The 25,560-nt window shown below is 71.3% G+C and carries 25 protein-coding genes; 16 read left to right on the forward strand and 9 right to left on the reverse strand.

Translation table 11 applies throughout. The features are described 5' to 3' along the window. Positions 1 to 16 precede the first annotated feature (16 nt). The 6 genes from ribH (at position 17) to OHA17_RS32760 (ending at position 4,859) form a co-directional block, all read left to right on the forward strand. On the forward strand, positions 17 to 502 hold the full coding sequence (gene ribH / locus OHA17_RS32735) for a 6,7-dimethyl-8-ribityllumazine synthase (protein WP_053724473.1): 486 nt from the start codon (positions 17 to 19) through the stop codon (positions 500 to 502). Positions 503 to 536: 34 nt separating this feature from the next. Continuing rightward, positions 537 to 818, forward strand: a complete 282-nt coding sequence (locus OHA17_RS32740) for a phosphoribosyl-ATP diphosphatase (protein ID WP_053724472.1) — start codon at positions 537 to 539, stop codon at positions 816 to 818. Between the two features lie 47 nt (positions 819 to 865). Then, positions 866 to 1,714 (forward strand): ATP phosphoribosyltransferase, encoded by an 849-nt coding sequence (gene hisG / locus OHA17_RS32745; RefSeq protein ID WP_398881325.1) that lies wholly within the window; start codon positions 866 to 868, stop codon positions 1,712 to 1,714. Positions 1,715 to 1,767: 53 nt separating this feature from the next. Further along, a complete protein-coding gene (locus OHA17_RS32750; protein ID WP_053724470.1) occupies positions 1,768 to 2,247 on the forward strand; it encodes a PH domain-containing protein in 480 nt (159 codons plus the stop codon). A gap of 183 nt (positions 2,248 to 2,430) precedes the next feature. Continuing rightward, positions 2,431 to 3,768 (forward strand): hemolysin family protein, encoded by a 1,338-nt coding sequence (locus OHA17_RS32755; protein WP_406509488.1) that lies wholly within the window; start codon positions 2,431 to 2,433, stop codon positions 3,766 to 3,768. Beyond that, positions 3,765 to 4,859, forward strand: a complete 1,095-nt coding sequence (locus tag OHA17_RS32760) for a hemolysin family protein (protein ID WP_406509489.1) — start codon at positions 3,765 to 3,767, stop codon at positions 4,857 to 4,859. The genes OHA17_RS32755 and OHA17_RS32760 overlap by 4 nt, the downstream gene beginning before the upstream one ends. Here the strand turns inward: OHA17_RS32760 and OHA17_RS32765 are convergent, their stop codons facing one another. Then, positions 4,860 to 6,755, reverse strand: coding sequence for an AAA family ATPase (locus OHA17_RS32765; RefSeq protein ID WP_406510873.1), 1,896 nt, complete (start codon positions 6,753 to 6,755; stop codon positions 4,860 to 4,862). A gap of 334 nt (positions 6,756 to 7,089) precedes the next feature. After that, positions 7,090 to 7,740, reverse strand: coding sequence for a uridine kinase (locus tag OHA17_RS32770; RefSeq protein WP_406509490.1), 651 nt, complete (start codon positions 7,738 to 7,740; stop codon positions 7,090 to 7,092). Positions 7,741 to 8,013: 273 nt separating this feature from the next. Between OHA17_RS32770 and OHA17_RS32775 the strand changes: the two genes are divergently transcribed. Next, entirely contained in the window at positions 8,014 to 9,378 is a 1,365-nt protein-coding gene (locus OHA17_RS32775; protein ID WP_406509491.1) for a peptidase C39 family protein, read from the forward strand. A gap of 119 nt (positions 9,379 to 9,497) precedes the next feature. Continuing rightward, positions 9,498 to 9,662: an SCO1431 family membrane protein gene (locus tag OHA17_RS32780; RefSeq protein WP_107090466.1), complete on the forward strand. Its 165-nt coding sequence runs from the start codon at positions 9,498 to 9,500 to the stop codon at positions 9,660 to 9,662. A gap of 10 nt (positions 9,663 to 9,672) precedes the next feature. Here OHA17_RS32780 and OHA17_RS32785 read toward each other — a convergent pair whose 3' ends face one another. The 3 genes from OHA17_RS32785 to OHA17_RS32795 all read right to left on the reverse strand — a co-directional run bounded on the left by OHA17_RS32785 (position 9,673) and on the right by OHA17_RS32795 (position 12,280). After that, positions 9,673 to 10,551, reverse strand: coding sequence for a hypothetical protein (locus OHA17_RS32785; RefSeq protein WP_406509492.1), 879 nt, complete (start codon positions 10,549 to 10,551; stop codon positions 9,673 to 9,675). Continuing rightward, positions 10,548 to 11,456 carry a DUF6114 domain-containing protein gene (locus OHA17_RS32790; RefSeq protein ID WP_406509493.1) on the reverse strand — a complete coding sequence of 303 codons (909 nt, stop codon included), beginning with the start codon at positions 11,454 to 11,456 and terminating at the stop codon, positions 10,548 to 10,550. The genes OHA17_RS32785 and OHA17_RS32790 overlap by 4 nt, the downstream gene beginning before the upstream one ends. Before the next feature lie 209 nt (positions 11,457 to 11,665). Continuing rightward, on the reverse strand, positions 11,666 to 12,280 hold the full coding sequence (locus OHA17_RS32795; protein WP_406509494.1) for a DUF6230 family protein: 615 nt from the start codon (positions 12,278 to 12,280) through the stop codon (positions 11,666 to 11,668). 103 nt (positions 12,281 to 12,383) lie between these two features. Between OHA17_RS32795 and OHA17_RS32800 the strand changes: the two genes are divergently transcribed. Next, entirely contained in the window at positions 12,384 to 13,010 is a 627-nt protein-coding gene (locus OHA17_RS32800; protein WP_398881342.1) for a TetR/AcrR family transcriptional regulator, read from the forward strand. A gap of 52 nt (positions 13,011 to 13,062) precedes the next feature. Here OHA17_RS32800 and OHA17_RS32805 read toward each other — a convergent pair whose 3' ends face one another. Continuing rightward, positions 13,063 to 14,313, reverse strand: a complete 1,251-nt coding sequence (locus OHA17_RS32805) for a glycoside hydrolase family 18 protein (RefSeq protein ID WP_406509495.1) — start codon at positions 14,311 to 14,313, stop codon at positions 13,063 to 13,065. Positions 14,314 to 14,691: 378 nt separating this feature from the next. On the opposite strand from OHA17_RS32805, the gene OHA17_RS32810 reads away from it, so the two are divergent. From OHA17_RS32810 to OHA17_RS32820, 3 genes are all read left to right on the forward strand, one after another. Further along, on the forward strand, positions 14,692 to 15,864 hold the full coding sequence (locus tag OHA17_RS32810) for an acyl-CoA dehydrogenase family protein (protein WP_406509496.1): 1,173 nt from the start codon (positions 14,692 to 14,694) through the stop codon (positions 15,862 to 15,864). Positions 15,865 to 16,335: 471 nt separating this feature from the next. Next, the gene (locus tag OHA17_RS32815; RefSeq protein WP_406509497.1) at positions 16,336 to 17,457 is read left to right on the forward strand and encodes a hypothetical protein; all 1,122 of its coding nucleotides are present in this window, start codon (positions 16,336 to 16,338) and stop codon (positions 17,455 to 17,457) included. A gap of 26 nt (positions 17,458 to 17,483) precedes the next feature. Continuing rightward, a complete protein-coding gene (locus OHA17_RS32820; RefSeq protein WP_406509498.1) occupies positions 17,484 to 18,584 on the forward strand; it encodes a phosphotransferase family protein in 1,101 nt (366 codons plus the stop codon). Positions 18,585 to 18,647: 63 nt separating this feature from the next. Here OHA17_RS32820 and OHA17_RS32825 read toward each other — a convergent pair whose 3' ends face one another. Next, the gene (locus OHA17_RS32825) at positions 18,648 to 19,070 is read right to left on the reverse strand and encodes a hypothetical protein (RefSeq protein WP_053724458.1); all 423 of its coding nucleotides are present in this window, start codon (positions 19,068 to 19,070) and stop codon (positions 18,648 to 18,650) included. A gap of 203 nt (positions 19,071 to 19,273) precedes the next feature. Between OHA17_RS32825 and OHA17_RS32830 the strand changes: the two genes are divergently transcribed. The 4 genes from OHA17_RS32830 to fxsA all read left to right on the forward strand — a co-directional run bounded on the left by OHA17_RS32830 (position 19,274) and on the right by fxsA (position 23,444). Beyond that, positions 19,274 to 19,714: an Lrp/AsnC family transcriptional regulator gene (locus OHA17_RS32830; RefSeq protein ID WP_053724457.1), complete on the forward strand. Its 441-nt coding sequence runs from the start codon at positions 19,274 to 19,276 to the stop codon at positions 19,712 to 19,714. A 10-nt stretch (positions 19,715 to 19,724) separates the two neighbouring features. After that, a complete protein-coding gene (locus OHA17_RS32835; RefSeq protein WP_406509499.1) occupies positions 19,725 to 21,371 on the forward strand; it encodes an amidohydrolase in 1,647 nt (548 codons plus the stop codon). Positions 21,372 to 22,009: 638 nt separating this feature from the next. After that, on the forward strand, positions 22,010 to 22,777 hold the full coding sequence (locus tag OHA17_RS32840; RefSeq protein ID WP_398881354.1) for a polyprenol monophosphomannose synthase: 768 nt from the start codon (positions 22,010 to 22,012) through the stop codon (positions 22,775 to 22,777). 82 nt (positions 22,778 to 22,859) lie between these two features. After that, positions 22,860 to 23,444 (forward strand): FxsA family membrane protein, encoded by a 585-nt coding sequence (gene fxsA / locus OHA17_RS32845; protein WP_406509500.1) that lies wholly within the window; start codon positions 22,860 to 22,862, stop codon positions 23,442 to 23,444. Between the two features lie 110 nt (positions 23,445 to 23,554). Here the strand turns inward: fxsA and OHA17_RS32850 are convergent, their stop codons facing one another. Together OHA17_RS32850 and OHA17_RS32855 are read right to left on the reverse strand one after the other, a co-directional pair. After that, positions 23,555 to 23,929 carry an RNA polymerase-binding protein RbpA gene (locus OHA17_RS32850; protein ID WP_053724453.1) on the reverse strand — a complete coding sequence of 125 codons (375 nt, stop codon included), beginning with the start codon at positions 23,927 to 23,929 and terminating at the stop codon, positions 23,555 to 23,557. Positions 23,930 to 24,183: 254 nt separating this feature from the next. Then, on the reverse strand, positions 24,184 to 25,554 hold the full coding sequence (locus tag OHA17_RS32855; RefSeq protein WP_406509501.1) for an MFS transporter: 1,371 nt from the start codon (positions 25,552 to 25,554) through the stop codon (positions 24,184 to 24,186). Between the last annotated feature and the right edge of the window lie 6 nt (positions 25,555 to 25,560).

Consider the following 25,560-nt stretch of genomic DNA (forward strand, 5'->3'; position numbering starts at 1 on the left):
CACCTGAGGAGAGCACGTGAGTGGCAAGGGCGCACCCGAACTGTCCGTACGCAACTGCGGGGACCTCCGTGTCGCCGTGGTCGCGGCACAGTGGCACGAGAAGGTGATGGACGGACTCGTCGACGGCGCCCTGCGCGCCCTGCACGAACTCGGCATCGACGAGCCGACGCTGCTGCGCGTCCCCGGCAGCTTCGAACTGCCCGTCGTGGCGAAGGTCCTGGCAGGTCGCGGCTACGATGCCGTCGTCGCACTCGGCGTCGTCATCAGGGGCGGTACCCCGCACTTCGAGTACGTGTGCCAGGGTGTCACCAACGGCCTCACCCAGGTCAGTGTCGACACCGGCGTACCCATCGGGTTCGGCGTGCTGACCTGTGACACCGAGGAGCAGGCCCTGGACCGGGCCGGCCTCGAAGGGTCGAACGAGGACAAGGGTCATGAAGCGGTCACCGCCGCCGTGGCCACCGCCGCCACGCTGCGCACGGTCAGCGAACCCTGGCGCTGAGCGACCGGGCCCACCCTCTACTCTAAGAAGCATCATGGCGAACAAACCCTCCAAGAGTTTCGAAGAGCTCTTCACCGAGCTCCAGCTCAAGGCCGCCAACGGCGACCCCTCCACCTCCCGCACCGCCGAGCTGGTGGACCAGGGCGTGCATGCCATCGGCAAGAAGGTCGTCGAGGAGGCCGCCGAAGTCTGGATGGCCGCCGAGTACGAGGGCAAGGAAGCCGCCGCCGAGGAGATCTCGCAGCTGCTGTACCACGTCCAGGTGATGATGGTCGCGCGCGGGATCTCCCTCGACGACGTCTACGCCCACCTCTGAGCCCGCCCGCATTCCACACCACCCCGCACAAGAAGGAAGCTGACCTCATGCTGCGCATCGCCGTTCCCAACAAGGGTTCACTGTCCGGACCTGCGTCGGCGATGCTCCATGAGGCCGGCTACCAGATGCGCAAGGAGTCGAAGGAGCTCGTCCTCGTCGACCCCGTCAACGAGGTCGAGTTCTTCTACCTGCGCCCCAAGGACATCGCGATCTACGTGTCCGCGGGCAAGCTCGACATCGGCATCACCGGCCAGGACCTCCTGGTCGACTCCGGCGCCAACGCCGAGACGATCCTGCCGCTCGGCTTCGCCCGCTCCACCTTCCGCTATGCCACCAAGCCCGGCACCGCGAACGGCATCGCCGACTTCGGCGGCATGACGATCGCCACCTCCTACGAGGGCATCGTCGCCAAGCACCTCGCGGACAACGGCGTCGACGCCTCCGTCGTGCACCTGGACGGCGCCGTCGAGACCGCCATCGAACTGGGCGTCGCCCAGGTCATCGCGGACGTCGTCGAGACCGGCACCTCGCTGCGCAACGCGGGCCTCGAAGTCATCGGCGAGCCGATCATGAAGTCGGAGGCGGTCGTCATCCGCCGCACCGGCGCCGACGCGGACGACCCCAAGGTGCAGCAGTTCCTGCGCCGCCTCCAGGGCGTCCTGGTCGCCCGCAGCTACGTGATGATGGACTACGACTGCCGCGCCGAGCACCTGGAGCGGGCCGTGGCGCTCACGCCGGGCCTGGAGTCGCCGACGATCTCCCCGCTGCACAACGAGGGCTGGGTCGCCGTCCGTTCGATGGTCCCCGCCAAGGACTCCCAGCGGGTCATGGACGACCTGTACGAGCTGGGCGCCCGCGCGATCCTCACCACGGCCATCCACGCCTGCCGCCTCTGACCGGCCGGCCGAAGACAGCGCCGAAGAAGACAGCGACGAAAGCGAACGACACCGTGTCCGCCCCCGCGCCCCACACTCCTGCCCTGCCGGTCACCTTCAGGCCGACCCGCACCCGGGCCGTCCTGCTGACCAGCGCGGCCGCCATGTTCGTCGCCATGACGGTGATGTCGCTGCTCCTGGAGACCCTGAGCGGGGGCGAGCGGGGCAGCTTCATCCTGATGGCGGCACTCTTCGCCGGGGTCCTCGTGCTGCTCAGCCGGCCCAAGGTCGTCGCCGACGACACGGGCGTCACCGTCGTCAACCTCACCGCGAGGCGCCGCCTCGCCTGGGCGGAGATCCTCCGGGTGAACCTGCGCCCCGGCGACCCCTGGGTCTTCCTCGACCTCAGCGACGGCACCAGCCTGCCCGTGCTCGGCATCCAGCCCGGCATCGGCAAGGCGCGGGCCATCCGCGACGCCAAGGCGCTGCGCGCGCTCGCCGAAACCCACGGCACGGGTGCCGATTCACCCGGTGCGACGCGCGACAACGGCTGAGCCCCCTGCCCCACCTGGCAGCATCTTGATTACCCTGATGTCGGCGGCGCCGAGTGCGCCCCGCCCCGCACACGGGCCAGCGTCATCGGCCGCGGGGCACCAGCGACCCGAGGAGTGACTCCCTCCAGCAATGGACGGATCGTCCGGTAGTACCTGCGCCGCCCCCTCCCAGGAGGCGGCGGCATGACCATCACGTTTGTGCTGCTCTTCGCGGCATTCCTTCTGATCCTCGCCAACGGCTTCTTCGTGGCGGCCGAGTTCGGCCTGGTCACCGTCGACCGGCCGGACGCCGAGCGCGCCGCCGCCGACGGCGACCGCAGGGCCAACGCCGTGGTGCGCGCCCTGCGCGAGCTGTCCTTCCAGCTCTCCGGCACCCAGCTCGGCATCACCATCACCTCGCTCGTCGTGGGCATGCTGGCCGAGCCCGCGCTCGCCGACCTGCTCGACGGGCCGATCGGTGCCACCGGGCTTCCGGCGGGCGCCGTCTCCGGCATCAGTGTCGTCCTCGGCATGCTGCTCGCCGCCGCCGTGCAAATGGTGATCGGCGAGCTCGTCCCGAAGAACTGGGCGGTCTCCAAGCCGCTCCAGGTGGCCCGCTTCGTGGCCGGACCGCAGGACCGCTTCTCGCGGCTCTTCCGCCCGGTCATCGCCCTGCTCAACACGGTCGCCAACCGCCTGGTGCGGGCGCTCGGCGTGGAGCCCGCCGACGAGCTGGCCTCCGCCCGCACGCCCGGCGAACTGGTCTCCCTGGTCAGGCACTCGGCGCGGGCCGGAGCCCTGGAACAGGACACCGCCGACCTCTTCGTGCGGACCCTCTCGCTCGGCCACCTCACGGCCGAGAACGTGATGACCCCGCGCGTCAAGGTCAGCGCCCTGCAGACCACGGCCACCGCCGCCGACGTCCTCAACCTCACCCGCGCCACGGGCCTGTCCCGCTTCCCGGTCTACCGGGAGCGGATCGACGAGGTCGTCGGCATGGTCCACCTCAAGGACGCGCTCGCCGTCCGGCCGCCCGAGCGGCTGCGCACCGCGGTCGGCCTGATCGCCGTGCCGCCGCTGCTCGTCCCGGAGACGCTGCCCGTGCAGCAGCTCCTGGAGCGGCTGCGCAGCGAACAGCCGATAGCCGTCGTCGTCGACGAGTACGGGGGCACGGCCGGCGTGGTCACCCTTGAGGACATCATCGAGGAGCTCGTCGGCGAGGTCCGCGACGAGCACGACGGCGCGGACGCCGCCCGGCCCGAACTCGCCGTGGTGGCGGGCGAGGACGGCCGGCCCGCCTGGGAGGCCGACGGCAGCTGCCGCGTCCTCTCGCTCGGCCGGATAGGCCTCGAAGCCCCCGAGGGCCCGTACGAGACCGTCGCGGGACTGGTCGCCGATCTGCTCGGCCGGATCCCGGTTCCCGGCGACCGGGTCGAGGTGCCCGGCTGGCGGATCCAGGTCCGCCAGGTCGAGCGGTACCGCGCCGAGCGGGTCCGCTTCGTGCGGTCGGCCGACGCGCCGGCCCTGGAGGCGGCCCGATGAGTCTGCTCCAGCTTCTCTTCGCGCTGCTGCTCGTGCTCGCCAACGGCTTCTTCGTCGGCGCCGAGTTCGCGCTCGTCTCCGTACGCCGCAGCCAGATCGAACCGCTGGCCGCGGCCTCCGCGCGGGCCCGCCAGGTGCTGCACGGCCTGGAGAACCTGCCGCAGATGATGGCCGCCGCCCAATTCGGCATCACCGTCTGCTCGTTGACGCTCGGCGCGGTGGCCGAGCCGACCGTGGCGCGGCTCCTGGAGCCCGTCTTCCAGGCGGCCCGGATCCCCGAGGGCCTCGTCCACCCGCTCGGCTATGTCATCGCGCTCGCCGTGGTGGTCTCGCTGCACCTCGTCATCGGCGAGATGGTCCCCAAGAACCTGGCGATGGCGGCGCCGGAGAAGACCGCGCTCTGGTTCAGCCCGGGCCTGGTCGCCTTCGCCCGGGTCTGCAAGCCGGTGACGATTGCGCTCGGCGCCTGCGCGCGGCTCATCCTGAAGCTGTTCCGGGTCGAGCCGAAGGACGAGGTGGAGGCCGTCTTCACCAGCGTCCAGCTCGGCCGCCTCGTCGAGGACTCCGGCCAGGCCGGGCTCCTGGCACCCGAGGCGCAGGAACGCCTGGAGGACGCCCTGGAGCTGGGCAGCCGCCCGGTGACGGACGTCCTGCTCGACCGGGCGTCCCTGGTCACGGTCGGCTGCTCGGTGACCCCGAGGGAGCTGGAGGAGCTGACGGTACGCACCGGATTCTCCCGCTTCCCGGTGTGCGCGGAGGGCGGCGCCTTCATGGGCTTCCTGCACGTCAAGGACGTGCTCGACGTGGAGGACCGGGAGCGCGCGGTGCCGCAGCAGCTGTGGCGGCCGCTCGCCACCCTGCGGGCCGAACTGCCCCTGGACGACGCCCTCACCGTGATGCGCCGCGCGGCGACCCACCTCGCCCAGGTGGCCGACGGCTCCGGCCGGGTGCTCGGCCTGGTCGCCATGGAGGACGTCCTCGAAAAGCTGGTCGGCGAGGTCCGCGACCCCGCCCACCGCGAGGAGCCCACCCCGCTGGCCCGCCTGGCCGAGCCCCGCGGCGAACAGGCCCAGCAGGCGCTGGCCGGATAGCTAGAGGGGATCCTGCGGGTCGCGGCGAGCGGGGCCGCGACCCGACAGGACCTCCCCGTACGCCTGCATCAGATCGGGCAGGCGCAGGGTGGACAGGTCGTCCCGGGTCGGAAGCGTCGGGTACATCGACAGCCTCAGGTCCCGGTAGGCGCAGCTCTTCTCGTAAAGGGTCCGCAGGAATCGGCCGTTGCCGAGCTCGTCGATCCAGCCCTGGTCGACGACGTGCCCGCTGATCGAGCGCAGCTCCTCAAGTGCCTCCTCGTCCCAGGCGTCCCCGTTCTCACCGGCGAGCACCTCGCCGATCGAGGTGAGTTCGAGGGGGCGGTAGGAGGGGAAGTCGACGCGGGTGGTGAACCGGGAGGACAGTCCCGGATTGGTGGCGAGCAGCCGGTCCATGCCCTCGGGGTAGCCGGCGAGGATCACCACCAGGTGGTCGCGGTTGTCCTCGGCGCGCTTGAGCAGCACCTGGAGCGCCTCGTCGCCGTACGCGTCGCCCTTGCTGTAGCCGGAGTTGGAGAGCGAGTACGCCTCGTCGACGAAGAGCACGCCGCCCAGCGCCGAGTCGATCAGCTCGTTGGCCTTGACGGCGGTCTGGCCGAGGAACTCGCCGACCAGGTCCGCTCGTTGGGCCTCTACGAGATGGTCGCCGCCGAGCAGTCCGAGCGCGTAGAAGACCCGGCCCAGGATGCGCGCTACGGTGGTCTTGCCGGTGCCGCTGGGGCCGGAGAAGACAAAGTGACGTTTCGGCGGCTGGACCGGCAGGCCCTGACTGGCCCTGAGCCGCGCCATGTTGAGCTGCGCGGACAGCGCCTTGACCTGACGCTTGACCGGTTCGAGCCCCACCATCCGCTCCAGCTCCGCGAGGGCTTCGGCCAGCAGCACGGGGTCGGTGGGCCCGGACGGGAACGGTGGAGGGCCGGTCTGCGCCGGAATGCCTGGCTTGTGCCGTACGCCGTCGCGCGCGGCCTCCGGCGGACCGGCCAGGGGCGTCTGCGGCTCGCCGCCGAGCCGGAGCTCGCGGCCCTCGGGCTGATCCGTGCCGAGGGCGGCCTCGGCCTCCGCCTCCACGGTGTCGCCGAAGCCGGACAGGGCGACCGCGGCCAGGTCGGGGGAGTCCTCCGAGCCGTCGAACCCGTCGTTCTCGGTGATCGCGGTGAGCCGCGCCGAGGTGTCCATGAACGCCGGGTCGACCCGGTGCACCGCCCGGTACAGCGGGAGGGCCGCGGCGGAGCGGCCGGTGCCCTCGTGGGCGCGGGCCAGCCAGTAGCGCAGTTCCTTGCGCTGGGGCTGTTCGCTGCGACAGCGCATCAGGGCGGCCGAGAGCAGTGGCTCGGCCTGGCCGAACATCTCCAGGCGGACCCGGGCCATCCCGCCGAACAGGCCCGCCTCGATGCCGAGCAGCGGATCGTCGACCAACGGCTCGGTGTGGCGCACCAGTTGCTCCCAGTCCTTGACCAGGTAGGCGCGGCAGGCGTGCAGGAAGCGCACCTGTGGATCGGTGTCGACGGGGGGCAGCCCGGCCAACGCCCGGTCCAGCTCGGGGACGTGGCGCCCGTCGAGCCAGTGCGAGGCGTGGGCGAGCAGCAGGTCACGGGGGCTCTCCAGGACCGGCTGGACCCACCAGCCCAGCCAGTACCAGGAGTTGAGCGTCCTTCGGTGTCCTGCCCGCTGTTCGCCGAAGCGTTCGCGATGCCGGTACATGCGAAGCAGCGCGGTCGTCGTGTCCACGCGCAGCGCGTGCAGCCCGAGCCAGCCGTCCGCCATCGAGGGATCGAGCCGCACCGCCGTGCGGAACTCCTCCTCGGCCTGCGGATACGCGCCCATGGTGTACGCATCCACACCGCGCAGCCAGGCGAGATCGGCCGGGGCGTGTGCGCCCGTAGTGCCGAAGTCCATCACGTCCCCCACCACCGTGCCCCGTGCTGAACCGCCCATTCACACAACGGAATTGACGGGAGTTGACCGCACCGATGTGCATCGTACCTGCGGGAAGGCCTGCTGCCGAAGGGGGCGCGGGGGGAGCATCGGTGGTGACGCAGGGTGAGTGAAATGCCCTGCGTGACGGCCCGGTTGAGGGGCGAGGGGCAGAACGAAGCCCCCGATCACGGGGGAACAACCGGGGGCTTCGCGTCCGCGGCGGCTTCGGAAAGCCGCACATTGAGAACGTAAGACCTGTATGGCCCCTGGGTCAAGCGGAGTTGAGGCACTCGGTGGGCTGTTTTGCGACTGTTCAGTCCGGCGGGGCGAGGTCGTCACTGTGGGTGAGGAAACGATCCGCGCGAGGTGCCGAATCGGGCCCCGGGAGCCACTCGTACCCCTCCTGCACCTGGCGTACCAAGGTGTCGGCGAAGGGTCTCGACGGGTCCTCGGCGAAATGGCGCATCTCCGCCGCCGTCCAGTCGTCCCAGAAAGCGGAAAGTCCGATTCCGTCGCGGCGCCGGCCCCGCTCCCAGGAGGACTCCGCGGCCAGCTCCATCCACACGAGCAGGGCGAGCGAGGGCCGCAGCGCCCGGCGTCCGGCCCCGACGCCCTCGATCAGCACCACGGGCGCGGGCTCCAGGGCCCGCGCGGCCCCGAAGCGCCGCAGGTGCCAGTCGTACGGGTCGTACCTCGCGGCCTCGCCACGCGCGAACGGGTCGAGCACCTGGCGGTAGAACCGGTCCGTCCAGCCGAAGAACTCCTCGTGCGTGGCCAGATCGTCCAGGTGCAGCACCGGCGCCCCGCCCAGCGCCGCGGAGAGGCGGGCCGCGAACGTGGACTTGCCGGAGCCCGCGTGCCCGTCCACCCCGACCAGCCGGACCGGCCCGCACGACGGCGGCAACTCCCTTACCAGGGCGGCCAGTTCGGTCACGGCGGTGCCTGGGCGCGGTGTGCTGTTCATGCGTCCTGCCTGGTGGTCCGGGGGTCGGCGACTGGTGTCCCCCGGGGCGGGAGTTCCGACCGTACCCGGTGCGCGGGGTGCGGTGTCCGATGCCGTTGCCGCCACGGCCGGTTCTCCGGGCCTCGGCTCCCGCCCAGGTCACGCCAGTGGTCGAGACCAATATTGGGAGCGGGACGCGTGCCGAATCACTGGCCGAAGGGCCTCGGACCCGAGATAGTTGGCCCGCTGTCGTGCACTCGCCGCCCCATCCGTGACCGACCGGGGGTCCTCACCGTGACCAGCCCAACCCCGCGCAGAACCGTCCTCGCCGCGGCCGTCGCCGCCGCGGTCGGTGCCGTCGTGACCGCCTCCTCAGGACCCGCGGCCGCGTCCGTCGGCGCGCCCCGACTCAAGCAGGGCCAGCAGCTCGTGGACGATCAGGCCTGGACCTCGCACGCCCAGTGGTGCTCGGGCACCGGGCACGGCGTGCGCGTCGAAGGGGGCCGCCGCCCCGGCATCGTCATCGACCGGCCCGCCGGAACCACCTCCTACACCGACCCGCACACCAACAGGACCGCCACCTGGGAGTACGCGAGCTGGACCTCCCCGGTCCACCGCTCCGGCGTCCCCGCCACCGAGGCCGTCGCCCACTGGAACGCGGACGCCCCGGCCGGCACCTGGCTCCAGGTCGAGCTGCTCGGCACCTATACGGACGGGTCCGCCACGCCCGCGTACGTCATGGGCCGCTGGACGGCGGGGGACGGCGACGCGGACATCCGGCGCACCTCCCTCGACGGCCAGAGCGACGGCAAGAGCTCGATCTCGACGGACACCTTTGCGATCGACGCCCCCGCCACCGGCCTGCGGCTCGCCTCCTACCAGCTGCGGATCACCCTCTTCCGCCTCCCGGGCAGCCGGCTCACGCCGGCCGTGTGGCGGCTCGGCGCGATGGCCTCCGACATCCCGGACCGGTTCACGGTCGACGCATCGACCCCCGGCTTCGCGGGCGAGCTGGAGGTGCCGAGCTACTCGCAGGAGATCCACAAGGGCCAGTACCCGCAGTACGACAACGGCGGCGAGGCCTGGTGCAGCCCCACCTCCTCGCAGATGATCATCGAGCACTGGGGGCGGAAGCCGAACCCGGCGGACCTCGCCTGGGTCGACCCGTCCTACGCCGACCCGCAGGTGTGCCAGGCCGCCCGGCGGACCTACGACTACCAGTACGCGGGCTGCGGCAACTGGCCCTTCAACGCCGCGTACGCCGCCACGTACCGGGACATGAGCTCCGCCGTGACCCGGCTGGGGTCGCTGAACGACGTGGAGACGTTGGTCCGCGCGGGCATCCCGGCCATAACGTCCCAGTCCTTCCTGGCCGCCGAGCTGACCGGCGCGGGCTACGGCACCGCGGGGCACCTGATGACGGTGACCGGCTTCACCGCCGACGGCGACGTGATCGCCCACGATCCGGCGGCTCCCGACGACGCGGCCGTGCGCCGCGTCTACAAGCGGCGGGAATTCGAGAACGTGTGGCTGCGGACCAAGCGGTACAACGCGAGCGGGAAAGTGGTCTCCGGCACAGGAGGCGTCTGCTACCTCTACTGGCCCGCGTACCCGACGGCCAGGCAGGCCAAGGCGCTCGCGGCCGTCGGCATCCGCTGAGCGGACCGCCGGCACCCCGGGGCAGTGACGAACGTCTCTACCCCGGGGGCCCGCTCCGATGGCACCGTGGAACGGTCACCGGGGGGACCGTGCACCACCACACGACCGAGTGAGTCGCCATGACCCTGCCTGCCACGACCGTCGACGACCCCCGCGCCCTGGCCGAGCTCCGCGCCCGCACCGGCGGCCCCAAGGACACCGGCCCCAAGATCCTTGAGCACGTCCTGGGCTGGACGCTCGTGGTGGTCATCGCGATGCTGGTCACGCAGACGGGTCTGCTGTAACCATCCGCTCTCACTCATACGTGAGCTCAAGGTCGGCTCTCCAGTGCCGCTTCGGGATGCCGACCAGCCCGTAAAGGAGCCGCACGGGCGACCTCCGGGCCAGCAGCACCACCCCCGCCAACACGGCGAAGAGTGCGAGCCCCAGAGCCCACCCCACCAGGCGCACCAGCACGCTCGCACCGACCGCGCCCACGAACGGCAGCCCATAGACCCCGGCTGCCGCGATGGCCACCGCTACCACTCGCGGCACTCTGCGGTCCTCGTCCGCCCCCGGCAGCTCCCAGCCCTCCATCAGCCAGCCGATCTCCGTGATCAGCATCGTGCCGATGACGGCGGCCCCGAGGACGAGCAGCGCGAGGAACGTCCCCGACGTCAGGAAGTGCAGCAGATTGTTGATCACGCTGTCCTTCGGCCAGTCCCGCAGCGCGCCCCGGCTCGTGGTGAGCAGCCGCCGGTAGCCCGTCCCGTCCCAGCCGTGGACCAGCACCGCGAACAGCAGGAAATGCGCGCCCACGCTCTGCAGATACGCCCAGTAGCCCGCCCCCACCAGCACGAGCGACTGCGCCACGAGGAAGCCGAGCAGCGCCGCGACGACGGTGCCGCCCGCGTAGAACAGCACGAATCCGGCCCAGATCCCGTGGCGGTCGCCGGCCACCTGCATGGTCGCCCACGACGGGTTCTGCCACATCATGAAGAGCCCCGTGGGCACCAGGAGCACGGCCGCGAACAGCACGGTCAGCATCAGGTACGGGTTGGCGGCGCGGCTGCGGGTGCGTACCCCTTCCTCGTGCACCGAGCGCTGCCACCACTGGAGCTGGCGGGCCGCCGAGACCGCGAAGGTCGCCCCGGTTCCGTACGCCCAGAAGAGCGCGGCCTGGATCTGGATCACGATGCCCCCAGCGTCAGTCCGTTCGCGACGATGGAATCCGAGGTGACGAGGGCCTGTTCGGCCGTCACGTCGGTCATGAAGACGAACGGCGGGACGATCGGCGGCACCGGCAGGGTGTCGGGGTCGAAGGTGATGCAGAGCAGCCCTTCGAGGCAGCCGCTGAACTTGGTGAGGTAGAGCGTCACATGACCGCTGAGGTCCAACGAGCTTGCTCCCAGGGCGAGTTCGTCGTGGCCGTCGCGGGTGGCAAGGCGGTAGTCGGTGAGCGAGGCCGAGTTCATCTTCAGGACCATCACCTTGAGGGGGCCGTGCGCGGTGGGCACGGTCGTCACCCCGGCGAGCAGGAAGCCGTTGGGGGCGAACCGGGTCGTGGTGACGGTCGGCGGCACGGCGGGGGCGGTGACCGGGCCGGGCTGCGGCACCTGCTCGACGCGCTGCCCGCCGAGCGTGGCGAGGAGGGCGAGCGGCAGGGCCGCGGCGAGCGTGCGCTGGGTGCGCACGTTCGGCACCCGCCCCGTCGCCTCCTCCTTCGGCGTCCAGCCGAACCCCATCGCGCTGCCCGCGATGCCGAGCGCCATCCCGACCAGGAACCCGCCGAGGTTGGTGGCCGCGAAGGAGAGCACCGACAGGATCAGGGCGTTGATCGACACGTAGTGCCGGGTGTGCGGCAGGAACCAGAGGAAGAGCCCGGCCGCGACGAGGGCGAGTCCGATGCCGATCGCGGCGATCCCGCCGAGCCCGAGGCTGACCAGGATCGTCAGCGGCGACAGCGGCACCACGAGCAGTTCGAGACCGCCGAGGACGAGGAGGAGCCCCGCCCAGAACGGTCGCGTCCGCCGCCAGCTCCGTAAGGCCCGCCGGGCCTCGGGCAGCGGCAGCCGCTCGTCCAGGGCCGGGATCCGCACCCGGCTCTCCTCCGGCTCGCCCCAGGAGGCACGCCGCGGTTCGCCGGTACGGGGCCCCGCACCCTGGCCGGTCCGCGCGCCGGGACCGGACCCGGCGTGCGGACCGACGTCGTCGCCCGGCCGAGGAGCGCGCGGACCACCTTGCACCCGGACCGGCGGCGCGGGCGCCGCGGCGCCGTCGCGGGGGAGCCTGAGCAGCCCCAGGCGTCTCAGAAGCACTTCTTGCCGCCGATGCTCACATCGACCTTCATCCCCTTCAGCCGGAAGTTGCCGCCGGTCGCCGACCAGGCATGCGACTTCACGCCGTTGACCTCGATGTTCCCGGCCTGCAGCCCGAACTTGCCCGGCTCGCCCTGAACTCCCTTGACCGCGTCCAGAGTTGAGGCATCCCGGCCGATCTGGGCCGTGCCGAACTGGGCGTCGCCGACCAGGTCCTCGCCGTCGATGACGAGATTGCTTGCCGTGACCTCGCCCGCGTTGCCGCCCGCCGTCAGCTTGAACACGACGGTGCCGACGGGGGTGCTGACCTCGGCCGACTGGCAGATGTCGCTGAGCCTCGCGTCGCCGATGCCGAGCAGCGCCACCGGGTGGCCCTTGCCGTCGACGGACCTGTCGGTCTGTACGTACGAGGAGAGCCCCGAACTGGACAGCTTCCCCGACGACACCTGGAAGCTGGTCCCGGAGACCGCGAACGACGCGGCCAGCGCGCCCTCGGCCATCACATTGGCCATGACCCCGACGGCGACGACCGCCGGCAGGGCGACGACCGCGGTCTTCTTCCAGGCGGTTCTGCCTTCGGCCAACGGCCGCTTGGCTGCGCTCACTTGATCCTCCCGTACGACACGTCGTCCAGTGGTGCAGGGGGAGTGCGAATGCAGGTCTGCCATACTGCGGGCATCCTGTGGCAGTTGGAGACTAGGGCCGAATTTGAATAATAGTCAACAGGGTGGCGCGACCGAGAGATCCCAGGTCCGCCGCTCCGAACTCATCGCAACGGGCCGGAAGTTGTTCGCCGACACCTCGTACGACGCGCTGTCGATGGACGACATCGCCAAGCACGCCGGGGTCGCCAAGGGCCTGATCTACTACTACTTCAAGTCCAAACGGGGCTACTACCTGGCCATCGTCGAGGACTCCGTCGCGGATCTCGTGTCCCGCGCCGGAAGCGACACCGAGCTGCCCCGCGCCGAACGCGTCCACCGCACCGTCGACGGCTACCTCCTGTACGCCCAGCACCACCAGGCCGCGTACCGCACGATCGTCACCGGCGGCGTCGGCTTCGACACCCAGGTGCAGGCCATCCGGGACGCGGTGCGCGAGGAGCTGATCGCCACCATCGCCGAGGGCGCCTACGGCACCCGGGGCATACCGGTGCTCGCCCGGCTCGCGCTGCTCGGCTGGCTGGGCAGCGTGGAGAGCGTCACGCTGGACTGGCTGGCCACCATGGAGCCGCCGCGCGACACCGTGCGCGAACTCCTGGTGCGGATGCTGCGGCGCACCCTGGACACCATCGAGGAGTTCGAGCCGTCCTGCCCCTCCCCGGAGCCGGCCTAGACGCGCCGGAGGGGCGGGCGGCCAGTCGCCACCCGCCCCTCCAACTCCCCTGCTAATGGATCGACTTGATGAGCTCACCGTTGCCGGTGTCGCCGCTCAGCTCCCAGAAGAAGGTGCCGCCGAGCCCCTGGTTGTTCTTGTAGGCCATCTTCCCGGCGATGGTGGCCGGGGTGTCGTAGCTCCACCAGTTGTTGCCGCAGTACGCGTACGCCGTCCCCGCGACCGTCCCGTTGGCGGGGCAGGTGTTCTTGAGCACCTTGTAGTCCTCGATGCCCTGCTCGTACGTTCCGGCCGCGGGCCCGGTCGCGGTGCCGCCCGGCTCCTTCTGCGTCACACCCGTCCAGCCGCGCCCGTAGAACCCGATGCCGAGCAGGAGCTTGCCGGCGGGGATGCCGAGGCCCTTCAGCTTCTGGACGGCCGCATCCGTGTTGAAGCCCTGCGTGGGGATCCCGCTGTAGGAGGTCAGCGGGGAGTGCGGGGCGGTCGGGCCCTGGGCTGCCCAGGCGCCGAAGAAGTCGTACGTCATCGGGTTGTACCAGTCGACGTACTGGGCCGCGCCCGCGTAGTCGGTGGCGTCCATCTTGCCGCCCGCCGAGGCGTCGGCGGTGATCGCGGCGGTCACCAGACTGGAGCCGCCGAACTTCGAACGCAGCGCTGCCAGAACGTTCTTGAAGGCCTCGCGCCCGCTGGTGTCGCAGGACAGACCGCAGGCGTTGGGGTACTCCCAGTCGATGTCGATGCCGTCGAAGAGGCCCGCCCAGCGCGGGTCCTTGACCAGGCTGTAGCAGGAGTCGGCGAACGCGGCGGGGTTCTTCGCGGCCTCGCCGAACCCGCCCGACCAGGTCCAACCGCCGAACGACCAGAGGACCTTGAGCCCGGGGTGCTTCTTCTTGAGCTCGCGCAGCTGATTGAAGCTGCCCGCGACCGGCTGGTCCCAGGTGTCGGCGGTGCCGTCCACGCTGGAGGCGGCGTCGTACGTCTTCTGGTAGTCCGCGTACGCGTCGCCGATGGCGCACTTGCCGCCGGTGACGTTGCCGAACGCGTAGTTGATGTGGGTCAGTTTGGCCGCCGAGCCGGACGTCTCGATGTTCTTCACGTGGTAGTTGCGCTGGTAGACGCCCCAGTCGGTGAAGTACCCGACGACTTTGGATCCGGCGACGGCCGCCTGCGGTGCCGGGGGAGCCTTTTCGGGGGAGGCGGTGGCGCTGCCCGCGCCGGCGAGCAGGCTGACGCCGAGCGCGGCGGTACACGCGGCGGCGATCAGCGCCTTGAACTTGGGGAGTGGGGGGCGGGGTCCGAGCATCGTGGTCTCCTCGTGGGGAGGGGAGAGTGGGGCCGTGCACGACTGCCGTGAGGTGTTCTTTGACATGAACGCACTAAGGCGTTGAGGGGAACGCTAGAAGGACTAGACCAGTGCGGTCAATGGTTCGGACCAATTCCGGAGCGCCCAATTCCAGCGTGCCGCCCGGCGCGAAGCGGGCCTGGAGCGCGGGTAAATCGTGATCTTGGAGCCAGTGACGGGACGCGTCCGATCGGGCATACTCACAGCGCCACGGCCGCCCGCCTGCTACTTCCGTGACCCGGGAGGGAAGGTATCGGCCGTAGAGCAGAGTCACCGGCGGCGCCGCCACACCCTGCGCGTGCGTCCGCCGAAGCGCCCGACAGGGAGGAGAGCGCCGCCATGCCCGACCGTGCCCCACAGCCGGTGGAACGACAGCTGCCCACCGAGGAGGCCCGGGACCTTGTCGCGCTGGTGCGCGACATCGTCCAGCGGGAGATCGCGCCTCGCGCCGCCGAGCAGGAGGACGCCGGGCACTTCCCGCGCGAGATCTTCACCCTGCTCTCCGAATCCGGTCTTCTCGGCCTCCCGTACGACTCCGAGTTCGGCGGCGGCGACCAGCCCTACGAGGTCTACCTCCAGGTGCTCGAAGAGCTCGCCTCGGCCCGCCTCACGGTCGGCCTCGGCGTGAGCGTCCACTCGCTCGCCTGTCACGCGCTCGCGGGCTACGGCACCAAGGAGCAGCAGGCCGAGCACCTGCCCGCCATGCTCGGCGGCGGACTGCTCGGCGCGTACTGCCTCTCGGAGCCCTCGTCGGGATCGGACGCGGCCTCGCTGCGCACCAAGGCGGTGCGGGACGGCGCCGACTGGGTCATCACCGGCACCAAGGCCTGGATCACCCACGGCGGCATCGCCGACTTCTACACCGTCCTCGCCCGCACCGGCGGCGAAGGAGCCCGTGGCATCACGGCCTTCCTCGTCCCGGGCGACGCCGAAGGGCTCAGCGCGGCCGCCCCCGAGAAGAAGATGGGCATGAAGGGCTCGCCCACCGCCCAGCTCCACTTCGACGGCGTACGCGTCCCCGACGCGCGCCGCCTCGGCGAGGAGGGCCAGGGCTTCGCGATCGCGCTGTCCGCGCTCGACTCGGGGCGGCTCGGCATCGCGGCCTGCGCCATCGGCGTCGCCCAGGCCGCCCTCGACGAGGCCCTCGCGTACGCCACCGGGCGCGAGCAGTTCGGCCGGCCCATCGCCGACTTCCAGGGCCTGCGCTTCATGCTGGCCGACATGGCGACCCAGATCGAGGCGGGCCGCGCGCTGTACCTGGCCGCCGCCCGGCTCCGCGACGCGGGGCGCCCCTTCTCCCGCCAGGCCGCGATGGCCAAGCTGTTCTGCACGGACGCGGCGATGAAGGTGACCACGGACGCGGTCCAGGTCCTGGGCGGCTACGGCTACACGGCCGACTTCCCGGTCGAGCGCTTCATGCGCGAGGCGAAGGTCCTGCAGATCGTCGAGGGCACCAACCAGATCCAGCGCATGGTCATCGCCCGCCACCTCGCGGGCCCGGAAACCCGCTGACCCCAGGGGGCGCGGGTGCCGACGCGAGCCACGGGTGGCCGGCCGCGCCCACGCGGCGGAGCCGCAAAGTGTCACAGCCCTGCGCCCCTAACCCCCTGCCCGGCCGCGGATCGTGCGTGGTGCTCGCGCCGTTCCCCGCGCCCCTTTAGGGCACCCGGCGCCGCCGGTCGCGCCCCGCGCTGGCAGGCATTCCCAGCCTGTCCTGCGTTTGAGGACGAGCGCCCTTCAGGCGCGAACGGGGGTTCGGGGGCGGAGCCCCTGAAGCGGGGGTGCAGGGGACGGAGTCCCCGCCGGGGGTCCGGGGCGCAGCCCCGGGGCTCAACCTTCTCAACTCCCTGCACGGGCGGGTGGGTGGGCAAACCCGCCGGGGTCTGGGGCGGAGCCCCAGGGCCCCCCACCCCCGCTCGGGGTATGGCGAGGCAAGCCGAGCTGACGTACCGTCAGCTTCCGCCGCTCATACGGAGGTTGCCGATGCCGCAGGACCGCCCGATCCCCCTCGACGAGTACCCCATCCACCAGACCCCGCTCTCGATGAAGCACGTCGCGACGGGCGACCGCAACGCCTATGACCGCTGCATCTTCCACGTCTTCGACCACCAGGGCCGCGCCCTGCTCATCGCGGGCCTCGGCGTCTACCCCAACACCGGGGTGATCGATGCCTATGCCACCCTGCGCGTAGCCGACCGACTGCACGCCGTCCGGGCCTCCGACGCGCTCACGGACGACCGTATGAACCTCGGCGTCGGTCCGCTGCGGATCACCGTCGACACCCCGTTGCGCCGCCTCACGCTGCACTGCGCTCCCGATCCGGACGACCCGAATTCACTCTCGTACGACATTGTCTGGAACGCGGACTTCCCCGCACTGTGGGAACCCCATCATGTGCAGCGCAAGGGCGACCGGCTCACGCTGGAGGGGCGCCGGTTCGTGCAGGCGGGCCATTGCACCGGGCTCATCCGCGTCGGCGGCGAGGAGATACCCGTCACGGCGGGGGAGTGGACCGGGACGCGCGACCGCAGTTGGGGGGTGCGGCCGATCCCCGGCGAGGAGGCCGGGCGCGGCGACGAGTACCGGCCCGAGGGCTTCCACTGGCTCTGGGTGCCGGCCCGGTTCGACGACCGGTTCGTCATGGTCATCGCCCAGGAGGACGCCGACGGCTACCGCACCCTCAACGAGGCCGTGCTCGTGCGCGACGGCCACCCCGACGCCCAACTCGGCTGGCCCCAGGCCGACATCACCTACCGTCCCGGCACCCGTCACCCCGAACGCGCCGTCATCCACCTGACCGACCAGTCCCGCAAACCCCTCGAACTCGGCGTCGAGGTCCTCGCCTCCTCGCCCCTCGCGGTCGGTGCCGGCTACCCGCCCGCCGACGGCTGGCAGCACGGCACCTGGCAGGGCCGCGGCTGGACCGACCGGCAGGTCTACGACCTGTCCGACCCGTCCGCCCACCCCATGGCCGCGTACGGCGTCACCGACCACGCCGCCCGCTTCACCCTCGACGGGCAGACCGGCTACGGGATCTTCGAGCACGGCAGCTTCGGCCGCCACGACCCCAGCGGCTTCGCCGACTACACCTCCGTCGCCCCCTGAGAGCCGCTCGTGAAGGGAGCACCGCCATGGCCACCGCGCCACGCCCCCGCACCTCCACCCGTGACCCCGAGGACATCGGCCGCCGGCTCACCGTCTGGCTCGCTGCCCGCCTGCCGGGCGTCCGGGTCACCGACATCCGGGTCCCGTCCTCCAACGGCATGTCGAGCGAGACCCTCCTCTTCGACATCGAGCACCCCGAAGCTCCCGTCCGCGCCTGCGCCCTGCGGCTCGCCGCCGACCCGGCCGCCTACACCGTCTTCCCCGTGTACGACATGGGCCGCCAGCACCGCGTCATGCGCCTCGTCGCCGAGCACACCGACATCCCCGTGCCGCGCGTCCGCTGGCTCGAAGAGGACCCGGCCCCGCTCGGCGCCCCGTTCTTCGTGATGGACCGGGCCGACGGGCGCGTACCGCCGGACGTCATGCCCTATACGTACGAGGGCAATTGGCTGCACTCGGCCACCGACGCCGAACGCGCCAGCCTCCAGGACGCCACCGTCGGCGTCCTCGCCCGGCTGCACGACCAATTCCCGTCCCAGGAGGCCGAGTTCCTGCTGCCGGACCGCTTCCCGAAGGGGTCGGCCCTGAGTCGGCATGTCGCCGCCCAACGGGACTACTACGAATGGGTGGTTGACAAAGTTCCGCGCTCGCCCCTCATAGAGGCGGCCTTCGACTGGCTCGACGCGCACTGGCCCGACGACGAGGGCCCCTCGGTCCTCAACTGGGGCGACGCCCGCATCGGAAACATCATCTACGACGGCTTCGAACCGGCGGCCGTCCTCGACTGGGAGATGGCCGCCTGCGGCCCCCGCGAACTCGACCTCGGCTGGACCGTCTATCTGCACCGCTTCTTCCAGGACCTGACGGTGAGTTTCGGCCAGCCCGGCCTTTCCGGCTTCCTGCGCCGCGACGACATCGAGCGCCGCTACGCCGAACTCACCGGCCACACCCCGCGCGACAGGGAATTCCACACCCTGTACGCGGCACTGCGGCACGCGGTGGTCATGCTCCGGATCGCCTACCGCCAGCTGCACTTCGGCGAGGTCGCACCGCCCGCCGACCCGGACGCGCTGATCATGCACCGAGACAGCCTGGAGGCCATGGTGGGCGGCACGTACTGGAGTTGAGCGGTCATCGGCCGGACGCCCCCCTGTGGCGTCCGGCCCGTACGGAGGCTCTGCGCGCTCGGGTCAGGCGGCGCGGCGCATCCCCGGCACGCGCAGCGGGCGCGAGCCCGGGCCGCCGACGTGCGAGAACGGCTGGGTGCGCCAGTCGAGCCCCTGCGGGAGCGTGAGCAGCAGCGCGGTGTCCTGCTCCTGGACGTCGAGCGACTCGTCCGCCGCCTTCGCGTCCGAGGCCGAGCGCCCGGTCCCGGCACACACCGTCAGGACGAACGGGTTCCACTTGCTCGGGCACAGCGCGTGCTCGGGCAGCTCGTCCTCGTCGGCGAGCAGCGCGATCGGCTGGGCACAGTCCGGGCAGATCACCCGGTACATCTCGAACGTGTCGTACGCGTCGAGCGAGTCCTCCGCGTCGATCAGGTCGGTGTTATCGACAGGCTCCGGTTCGTCACGTTCACGTTCCGTACGTCCGGTGCGCTTGGGATTCTGCATTGGGACACTCCCCCTCGGGTGGGCCGGCATTGCGCCGCGGCCGCGACCAAAGCAAGCACTTCCCGCCAAGTCCCGGCGATAACCGCGCGACCCCCACCGAGGCGTCCGCAAACCTGTGGCGTTCGTCACATGCCGCCCGCAACTGCCCATTCCGGCGGCGCCCGACTGTGCCGGAAGCGATCCGGGGCAATAGGTTGATCGCCATGGAGGAGCTGGACCGTCAGATTGTGGATCTGCTCGTCAAGGACGGGCGGATGAGCTACACCGACCTGGGCAAGGCCACCGGCCTGTCCACCTCGGCGGTGCACCAGCGGGTACGCCGTCTCGAACAGCGCGGGGTCATCCGCGGATACGCCGCCGTCGTGGACCCGGAGGCGGTGGGCCTGCCGCTGACCGCGTTCATCTCGGTCAAGCCCTTCGACCCCAGCGCCCCCGACGACATCGCCGAGCGCCTGGCGGGCGTACCCGAGCTGGAGGCCTGCCACAGCGTCGCCGGGGACGAGAACTACATCCTCAAGGTGCGCGTGGCGACCCCGCTGGAGCTGGAGCACCTGCTGACCCGCATCCGCACCCTGGCCGGCGTCTCGACCCGTACGACCGTCGTCCTGTCCACCCCGTACGAGGCACGGCCGCCGCATATCTAGGCTGTCCTCCATGAGTTCCGCGAGTTCCGCACCCGAAGAGACCGCCCACCGCACCGTCCTGCTGCGCGGCGGCGACGTGCACAGCCCCGCCGACCCCTTCGCCACCGCGATGGTCGTCGAACGCGGACACGTCGCCTGGGTCGGCTCGGAGGGCGCCGCGGACGCCTTCGCCAGTGGTGTCGACGAGGTCGTCGACCTCGAAGGCGCCCTGGTCACTCCCGCGTTCACCGACGCACATGTGCACACCACCGCCACCGGCCTCGCCCTGACCGGCCTCGACCTCTCCTCGGCCCGCACGCTCGCCGAGGCCCTCGACGCCGTACGCGCCCACGCCGCCGCCCGCCCCGACGACAAGGTGCTGCTCGGCAACGGCTGGGACGCCGCCCGCTGGCCCGAGCGGCGCCACCCCTCGCGCGCCGAGCTCGACGCGGCCACCGGCGGCCGCCCGCTCTACCTGCCCCGCATCGACGTCCACTCGGCCGTCGTCACCACCGCCCTGCTCGACCTGGTCCCCGGCGTGCGCGAGCTGGCCGGATTCCGCGACGGCGAGCCGCTGACCGGCGCCTCGCACCACGCCGTGCGGGCCGCGGCCCACGGCGCGATCACCCCGCGCCAGCGCGCCGAGGCCCAGCGCGCGGCGCTGCGCGAGGCCGCCTCGCTCGGCATCGGGACCGTCCACGAGTGCGGCGGCCCCGACATCTCCGACGAGGACGACTTCACCTCGCTGCTCGCCCTGGCCCGCGACGAAGCCGGCCCACGGGTCTACGGCTACTGGGCCGAGCGCGTCGCCGGCGCCAAGGACGCCGATCGCATCCGCGAACTCGGCGCGGTCGGCGCGGCCGGCGACCTCTTCGTGGACGGCTCGCTCGGCTCCCACACCGCCTGCCTGCACGCCCCCTACGCCGACGCCCCGCACACCGGGACCGGCCACCTCGACGCGGCCGACGTCGCCGACCATGTGGCCGCCTGCACCGAGGCCGGACTCCAGGCCGGCTTCCACGCCATCGGCGACGCCGCCGTCACCGCGGTGGTCGATGGCGTACGGGCCGCCGCCGAGCGGGTCGGCCTCGCCCGGATCCGCGCCGCCCGGCACCGCGTCGAGCACGCCGAGATGCTCACCCCGCACACGATCGCCGCCTTCGCCGAGCTCGGCCTCACCGCTTCCGTGCAGCCCGCGTTCGACGCGCTGTGGGGCGGCGAGGAGGGCATGTACGCCGAGCGGCTCGGCGCCGAGCGGGCCCGCACCCTCAACCCGTACGCCGCCCTGCTGAGGGCCGGAGTGCCGCTCGCCTTCGGCTCCGACTCCCCGGTGACCCCGCTGGACCCGTGGGGGACCGTGCGCGCGGCTGCCTTCCACCGCACCCTTGAGCACCGTATTTCCGCCCGAGCCGCCTTCACCGCCCACACCCGGGGCGGCTGGCGCGCCCTCGGCCGGGACGACGCGGGCATCCTGGTGCCCGGCGCCCCGGCCGACTACGCGGTCTGGCGCGCCCAGGACCTCGTGGTCCAGGCCCCGGACGACCGGGTGGCCCGCTGGTCCACCGACCCGCGCTCGGGCACCCCGGGCCTGCCCGACCTCACGCCGGGCACCGCGCTGCCAGTCTGTCTGCGCACCGTGGTGTTCGGACAAACGGTATTCGCGCGCCCGAACGAGTGACATAGGGGCATTTCGCACCATCGGCGGGCGGCCGTCACGGCATCGCCACGACCTGCGGATCTTCGGCGCTGACCTGGCGATTCGCAAAAACGTCGCAGCTCAAACGGCTGTTGACAGAAAGCGTGCGGGGGCCGGTAGGTTCGGCCGAGTCCACCACAGGACGTCCGACCGGTTAAAACCTCCACGCAGTCGTCGAACGCCGCTGGGTCATGGGGCGGTGTGCCGCACCGGCACACCGTCACTGGGAGCCAGGTTCAGCGCCCGCGCCTCGGGGGCGAGGGAAGGTTTCAGCCGCGAGGGTGTCCCCCCTGCCCCGTCGGGCCCGGGGGAAGGTGCGACCCGGGTGGGGCCCGGACGCTCAGTAGACAACGGCTCTCGGTCGACCCGCAGCCAGCGGGTCCCAGGTCGGCCCGAAGGGCGCCGGGCCCCGGTACCGATACGGCTCCCGCGCGACACCGTCCAGAGGTCCCTTCACGAAGCCGACTCGACCTCCCTTTGAGACATCGTCCCGACATCCGGCATTCCGGCCGATCCCCGCCGCCATCCGGGCGCATCCGACACCACACACCCTCGCGGTACGGGCTGATCACGACCGCTCGCTATGGTGGACCCCTGCGTACGGACAATAAGGGGCAGCAGTGAACGACGGCGGTCAGAGGCGGTACGGCCCGCTGGGCAAGGCCTTGGTGATCATTCCGACCTACAACGAGGCGGAGAACATCAAGCCGATCGTCGCCCGCGTCAGAGCGGCGGTCCCCGAGGCCCACGTTCTGGTCGCCGACGACAACAGCCCCGATGGCACGGGCAAGTTCGCGGACGAGATCGCGGCCGAGGACGACCAGGTGCACGTGCTGCACCGCAAGGGCAAGGAAGGTCTCGGCGCCGCCTACCTGGCCGGCTTCCGCTGGGGCATCGAGCACGACTACGGCGTCCTCGTCGAAATGGACGCCGACGGCTCCCACCAGCCCGAGGAACTGCCCCGGCTGCTCACCGCCCTCAAGGGCGCCGACCTGGTGCTCGGCTCCCGCTGGGTGCCCGGCGGGCGGATCGTGAACTGGCCCAAGTACCGCGAGTTCATCTCGCGCGGCGGCTCCACCTACTCCCGGCTGCTCCTCGGCGTCCCGATCCGCGACGTCACCGGCGGCTACCGGGCCTTCCGCCGCGAGACCCTCGAAGGCCTCGGCCTCGACGAGGTCGCCTCGGCCGGGTACTGCTTCCAGGTCGACCTGGCCCGCCGCGCGGTCGGCGCGGGCTTCCACGTGGTCGAGGTGCCCATCACGTTCGTCGAGCGCGAACGCGGCGACTCCAAGATGAGCAACGACATCCTGGTCGAGGCGCTCTGGCGGGTCACCGCCTGGGGCGTCGGCTCCCGCGCCAACAAGCTCCTGGGCCGCAAGCCCTCCTGAGCGGGGCCCCGGGCTGTCATGAGCAGGGCGTACTGATCACCTCCTTACGCCGTCCGGATCGGCTCCCAGGCACACTGGGAGCATGACGACCGGCACTCCGCCTCCGACAGTTCCCAAGCGCTCACGCGCCCGCACCTTCGTACCTCTGGGGATCGCCGCCTGGCTGGTCCTGGAGATCTGGCTGCTCACCGTGGTGGCCGGCGCCACCAGCGGGCTCACGGTCGTGCTGCTGCTCGTCGGCGGCCTGCTGCTCGGCAGTTACGTGATCAAGCGGGCCGGGCGCCGCGCCTTCCGCAATCTCACGGAGACGTTCAAGGAGCAGCAGCCGGGAGCCGCCCCCGCCACCGCCAAGCCCGGTAGCGAGGGCAACGCGCTGACCATGCTGGGCGGGCTGCTGCTGATCATCCCCGGGTTCCTCTCGGACGCGCTGGGGCTGCTCTGTCTGCTGCCGCCGGTGCGGAAGTCCGCGGCCCGCTTCGCCGAGCGCTCGCTGCAGAAGCGGATGCGGGCGGCCACTCCCGGCAGCTTCGGCGACGCCTTCCAGCAGGCCCGCATCCACTACCCGGACGGCAAGGTCGTGCCGGGCGAGGTCATCCGCGAGGACAGCCCGTCCTCGTACCCGCCGCCGCGCGAGGACCGGGGCCCGCGCCCGCCGCTGACTCCCTGAACGCGCTGACTCCTTGAACACAGAGACGGCAGACAACAGCTGAGGGCCGGTCACACCAGGTGGTGTGACCGGCCCTCAGCTGTTGTGCGCTGTATCGCCGAACTGCGCGATCAGGCGGACTTGCGGCTGTCGCGCGGATGCACGGCAATGTTCATGGTGCCGGAACGAAGGACCTCCAGCCTCTCGGCCAGAACCTCCTCCAGCTCCTCGCGGGTGCGCCGCTCCATGAGCATGTCCCAGTGCGTACGCGCGGGCTTGCCCTTCTTCTCTTCAGGACCGTCGCCGTCCACCAGGAGTGCGGGGGCCCCACAGACCTTGCACTCCCACTCCGGCGGGATCTCCGCCTCCACCGAGAAGGGCATCTCAAAGCGATGTCCCTTCTCGCATGCGTACTCCACGGCCTGGCGCGGGGCCAGATCGATGCCGCGGTCGGTCTCGTAGCTGGTCACCACGAGGCGCGTGCCGCGAAGAGCTCGCTCACTCATGAATCGTGCCTCCCGGGCTTGTCGCCCACAGGACAGGTGTCACTGTCGTCGTCATCCGGTCAACGTCCGGTCGGCGGTAAAGATTCCCGTTCTGGGTCATGCGTCGCCGTCGTGCCGCCCCTTGTTGTACCCACCAGTGACCGGTTTGTCACATCTGACAGCAGATGTCACCCAGCGTCTTCACTACTTGAGCACGCAGTAACGGTCCGCCTGGCAGGCCAAAGGCGTACACTACCGGCCTTTCACTTCAACGTCTAAATCCGCGCCGGAACCGGGTTCCCGGCGGCTGCCACGGCGGCCCGCACCGGGACCCGGGCGAGCAGCACGAACCCGGCCGCGAAGAAGACCACCAGCGAGATGATCGCATCCCGGTAGCTGCCGGTCAGCTGATACGCGAGACCGAACACCAATGGCCCCAGCCAGCTCAGGCCCCGGTCGCTCATCTCGTAGGCCGAGAAGTATTCGGCCTCCTTGCCGCTCGGCACCATGTGTGAGAAAAGCGACCGTGAAAGCGCCTGGCTGCCGCCGAGGACCGTCCCGATCGCGCCCGCGAGCACGAAGAAGAGCACCGGCTGGCGGGCCGGCAGGAAGAAGCCGGCCCCGAGGATCACCGCCCACACGGCGAGCGAGCCCAGAATCGTCCGCTTCGCGCCGTACGTCTGGGCCAGGCGCCCCATCCCCAGCGCGCCCGCCACCGCCAGGAGCTGCACGAGGAGCACGGCCACGATGAGCGTGTCCTGATTGAGGCCGAGCTCCTCGGACCCGTAGATGGAGGCCTGCGAGATCACCGTCTGGACGCCGTCGTTGTAGATCAGGTACGCCGCCAGGAAGGCGAGGGTCAGCGGGCGGGCCCGCATGCCCCGCAGCGTGGAGATCAGCTGCCGCCAGCCCGCGCCGACCTTCCCCTCGGCCGCCGCCACGGCGGCCACCTTGCGGTCGCGCAGCCTTCTGAGCGGCACCAGCGTGAACGCGCCCCACCAGATCCCGGCCGAGGCCAGGCAGATCCGCACCGCGGTCGACTCCGATACCCCGAAGCTGTCGTGGCCCGAATAGAGGACCAGGTTGAGGACGAGGACGCCCGCGCCCGAGGTGTAGCCGAAGGCCCAGCCCCGCGAGGAGACCCGGTCGCGTTCCTCGGGGCCCGCGATCTGCGGCAGATAGGCGTTGTAGAGGACCATCGACACCGAGAGCGACGCATTCGCGACGATCAGCAGCACCGCGCCCAGCAGATAGCGGTGCCCGTCCAGGAAGAACATCCCGGCCGTCGCGGCCGCGCCCGTGTACGCGGCGGCCGCCAGGAGCGGCTTCTTGCGGCCGCTGCGGTCGGCCGCGGCGCCCACGATCGGCATCAGGACCACCGCGAGGATCACCGAGGCGGAGACCGCGTAGGCGAAGAGCGAGCCCGCGCGCACCGGGATGCCCAGCGGATGCACGAACCCGTCGGGGTCCGCCGCCGACTTGGCTATCGACGTCAGATAGGGGCCCAGGAACACCGTGAGCACGCTCGTCGAATACACCGAGCAGGCGAAGTCGTAGAAGTACCAGCCGCGTTGCTCCCGCTTGCGGTCGGGCGTGCTCACCGGCTGTTCCGCCCGGTCCGTGATGTCGGCGATCTCAGCGCTCAACCCGCG

The organism is Streptomyces sp. NBC_00212, from assembly GCF_045206365.1.
In the GTDB taxonomy this organism is placed as follows: Bacteria; Actinomycetota; Actinomycetes; order Streptomycetales; family Streptomycetaceae; genus Streptomyces.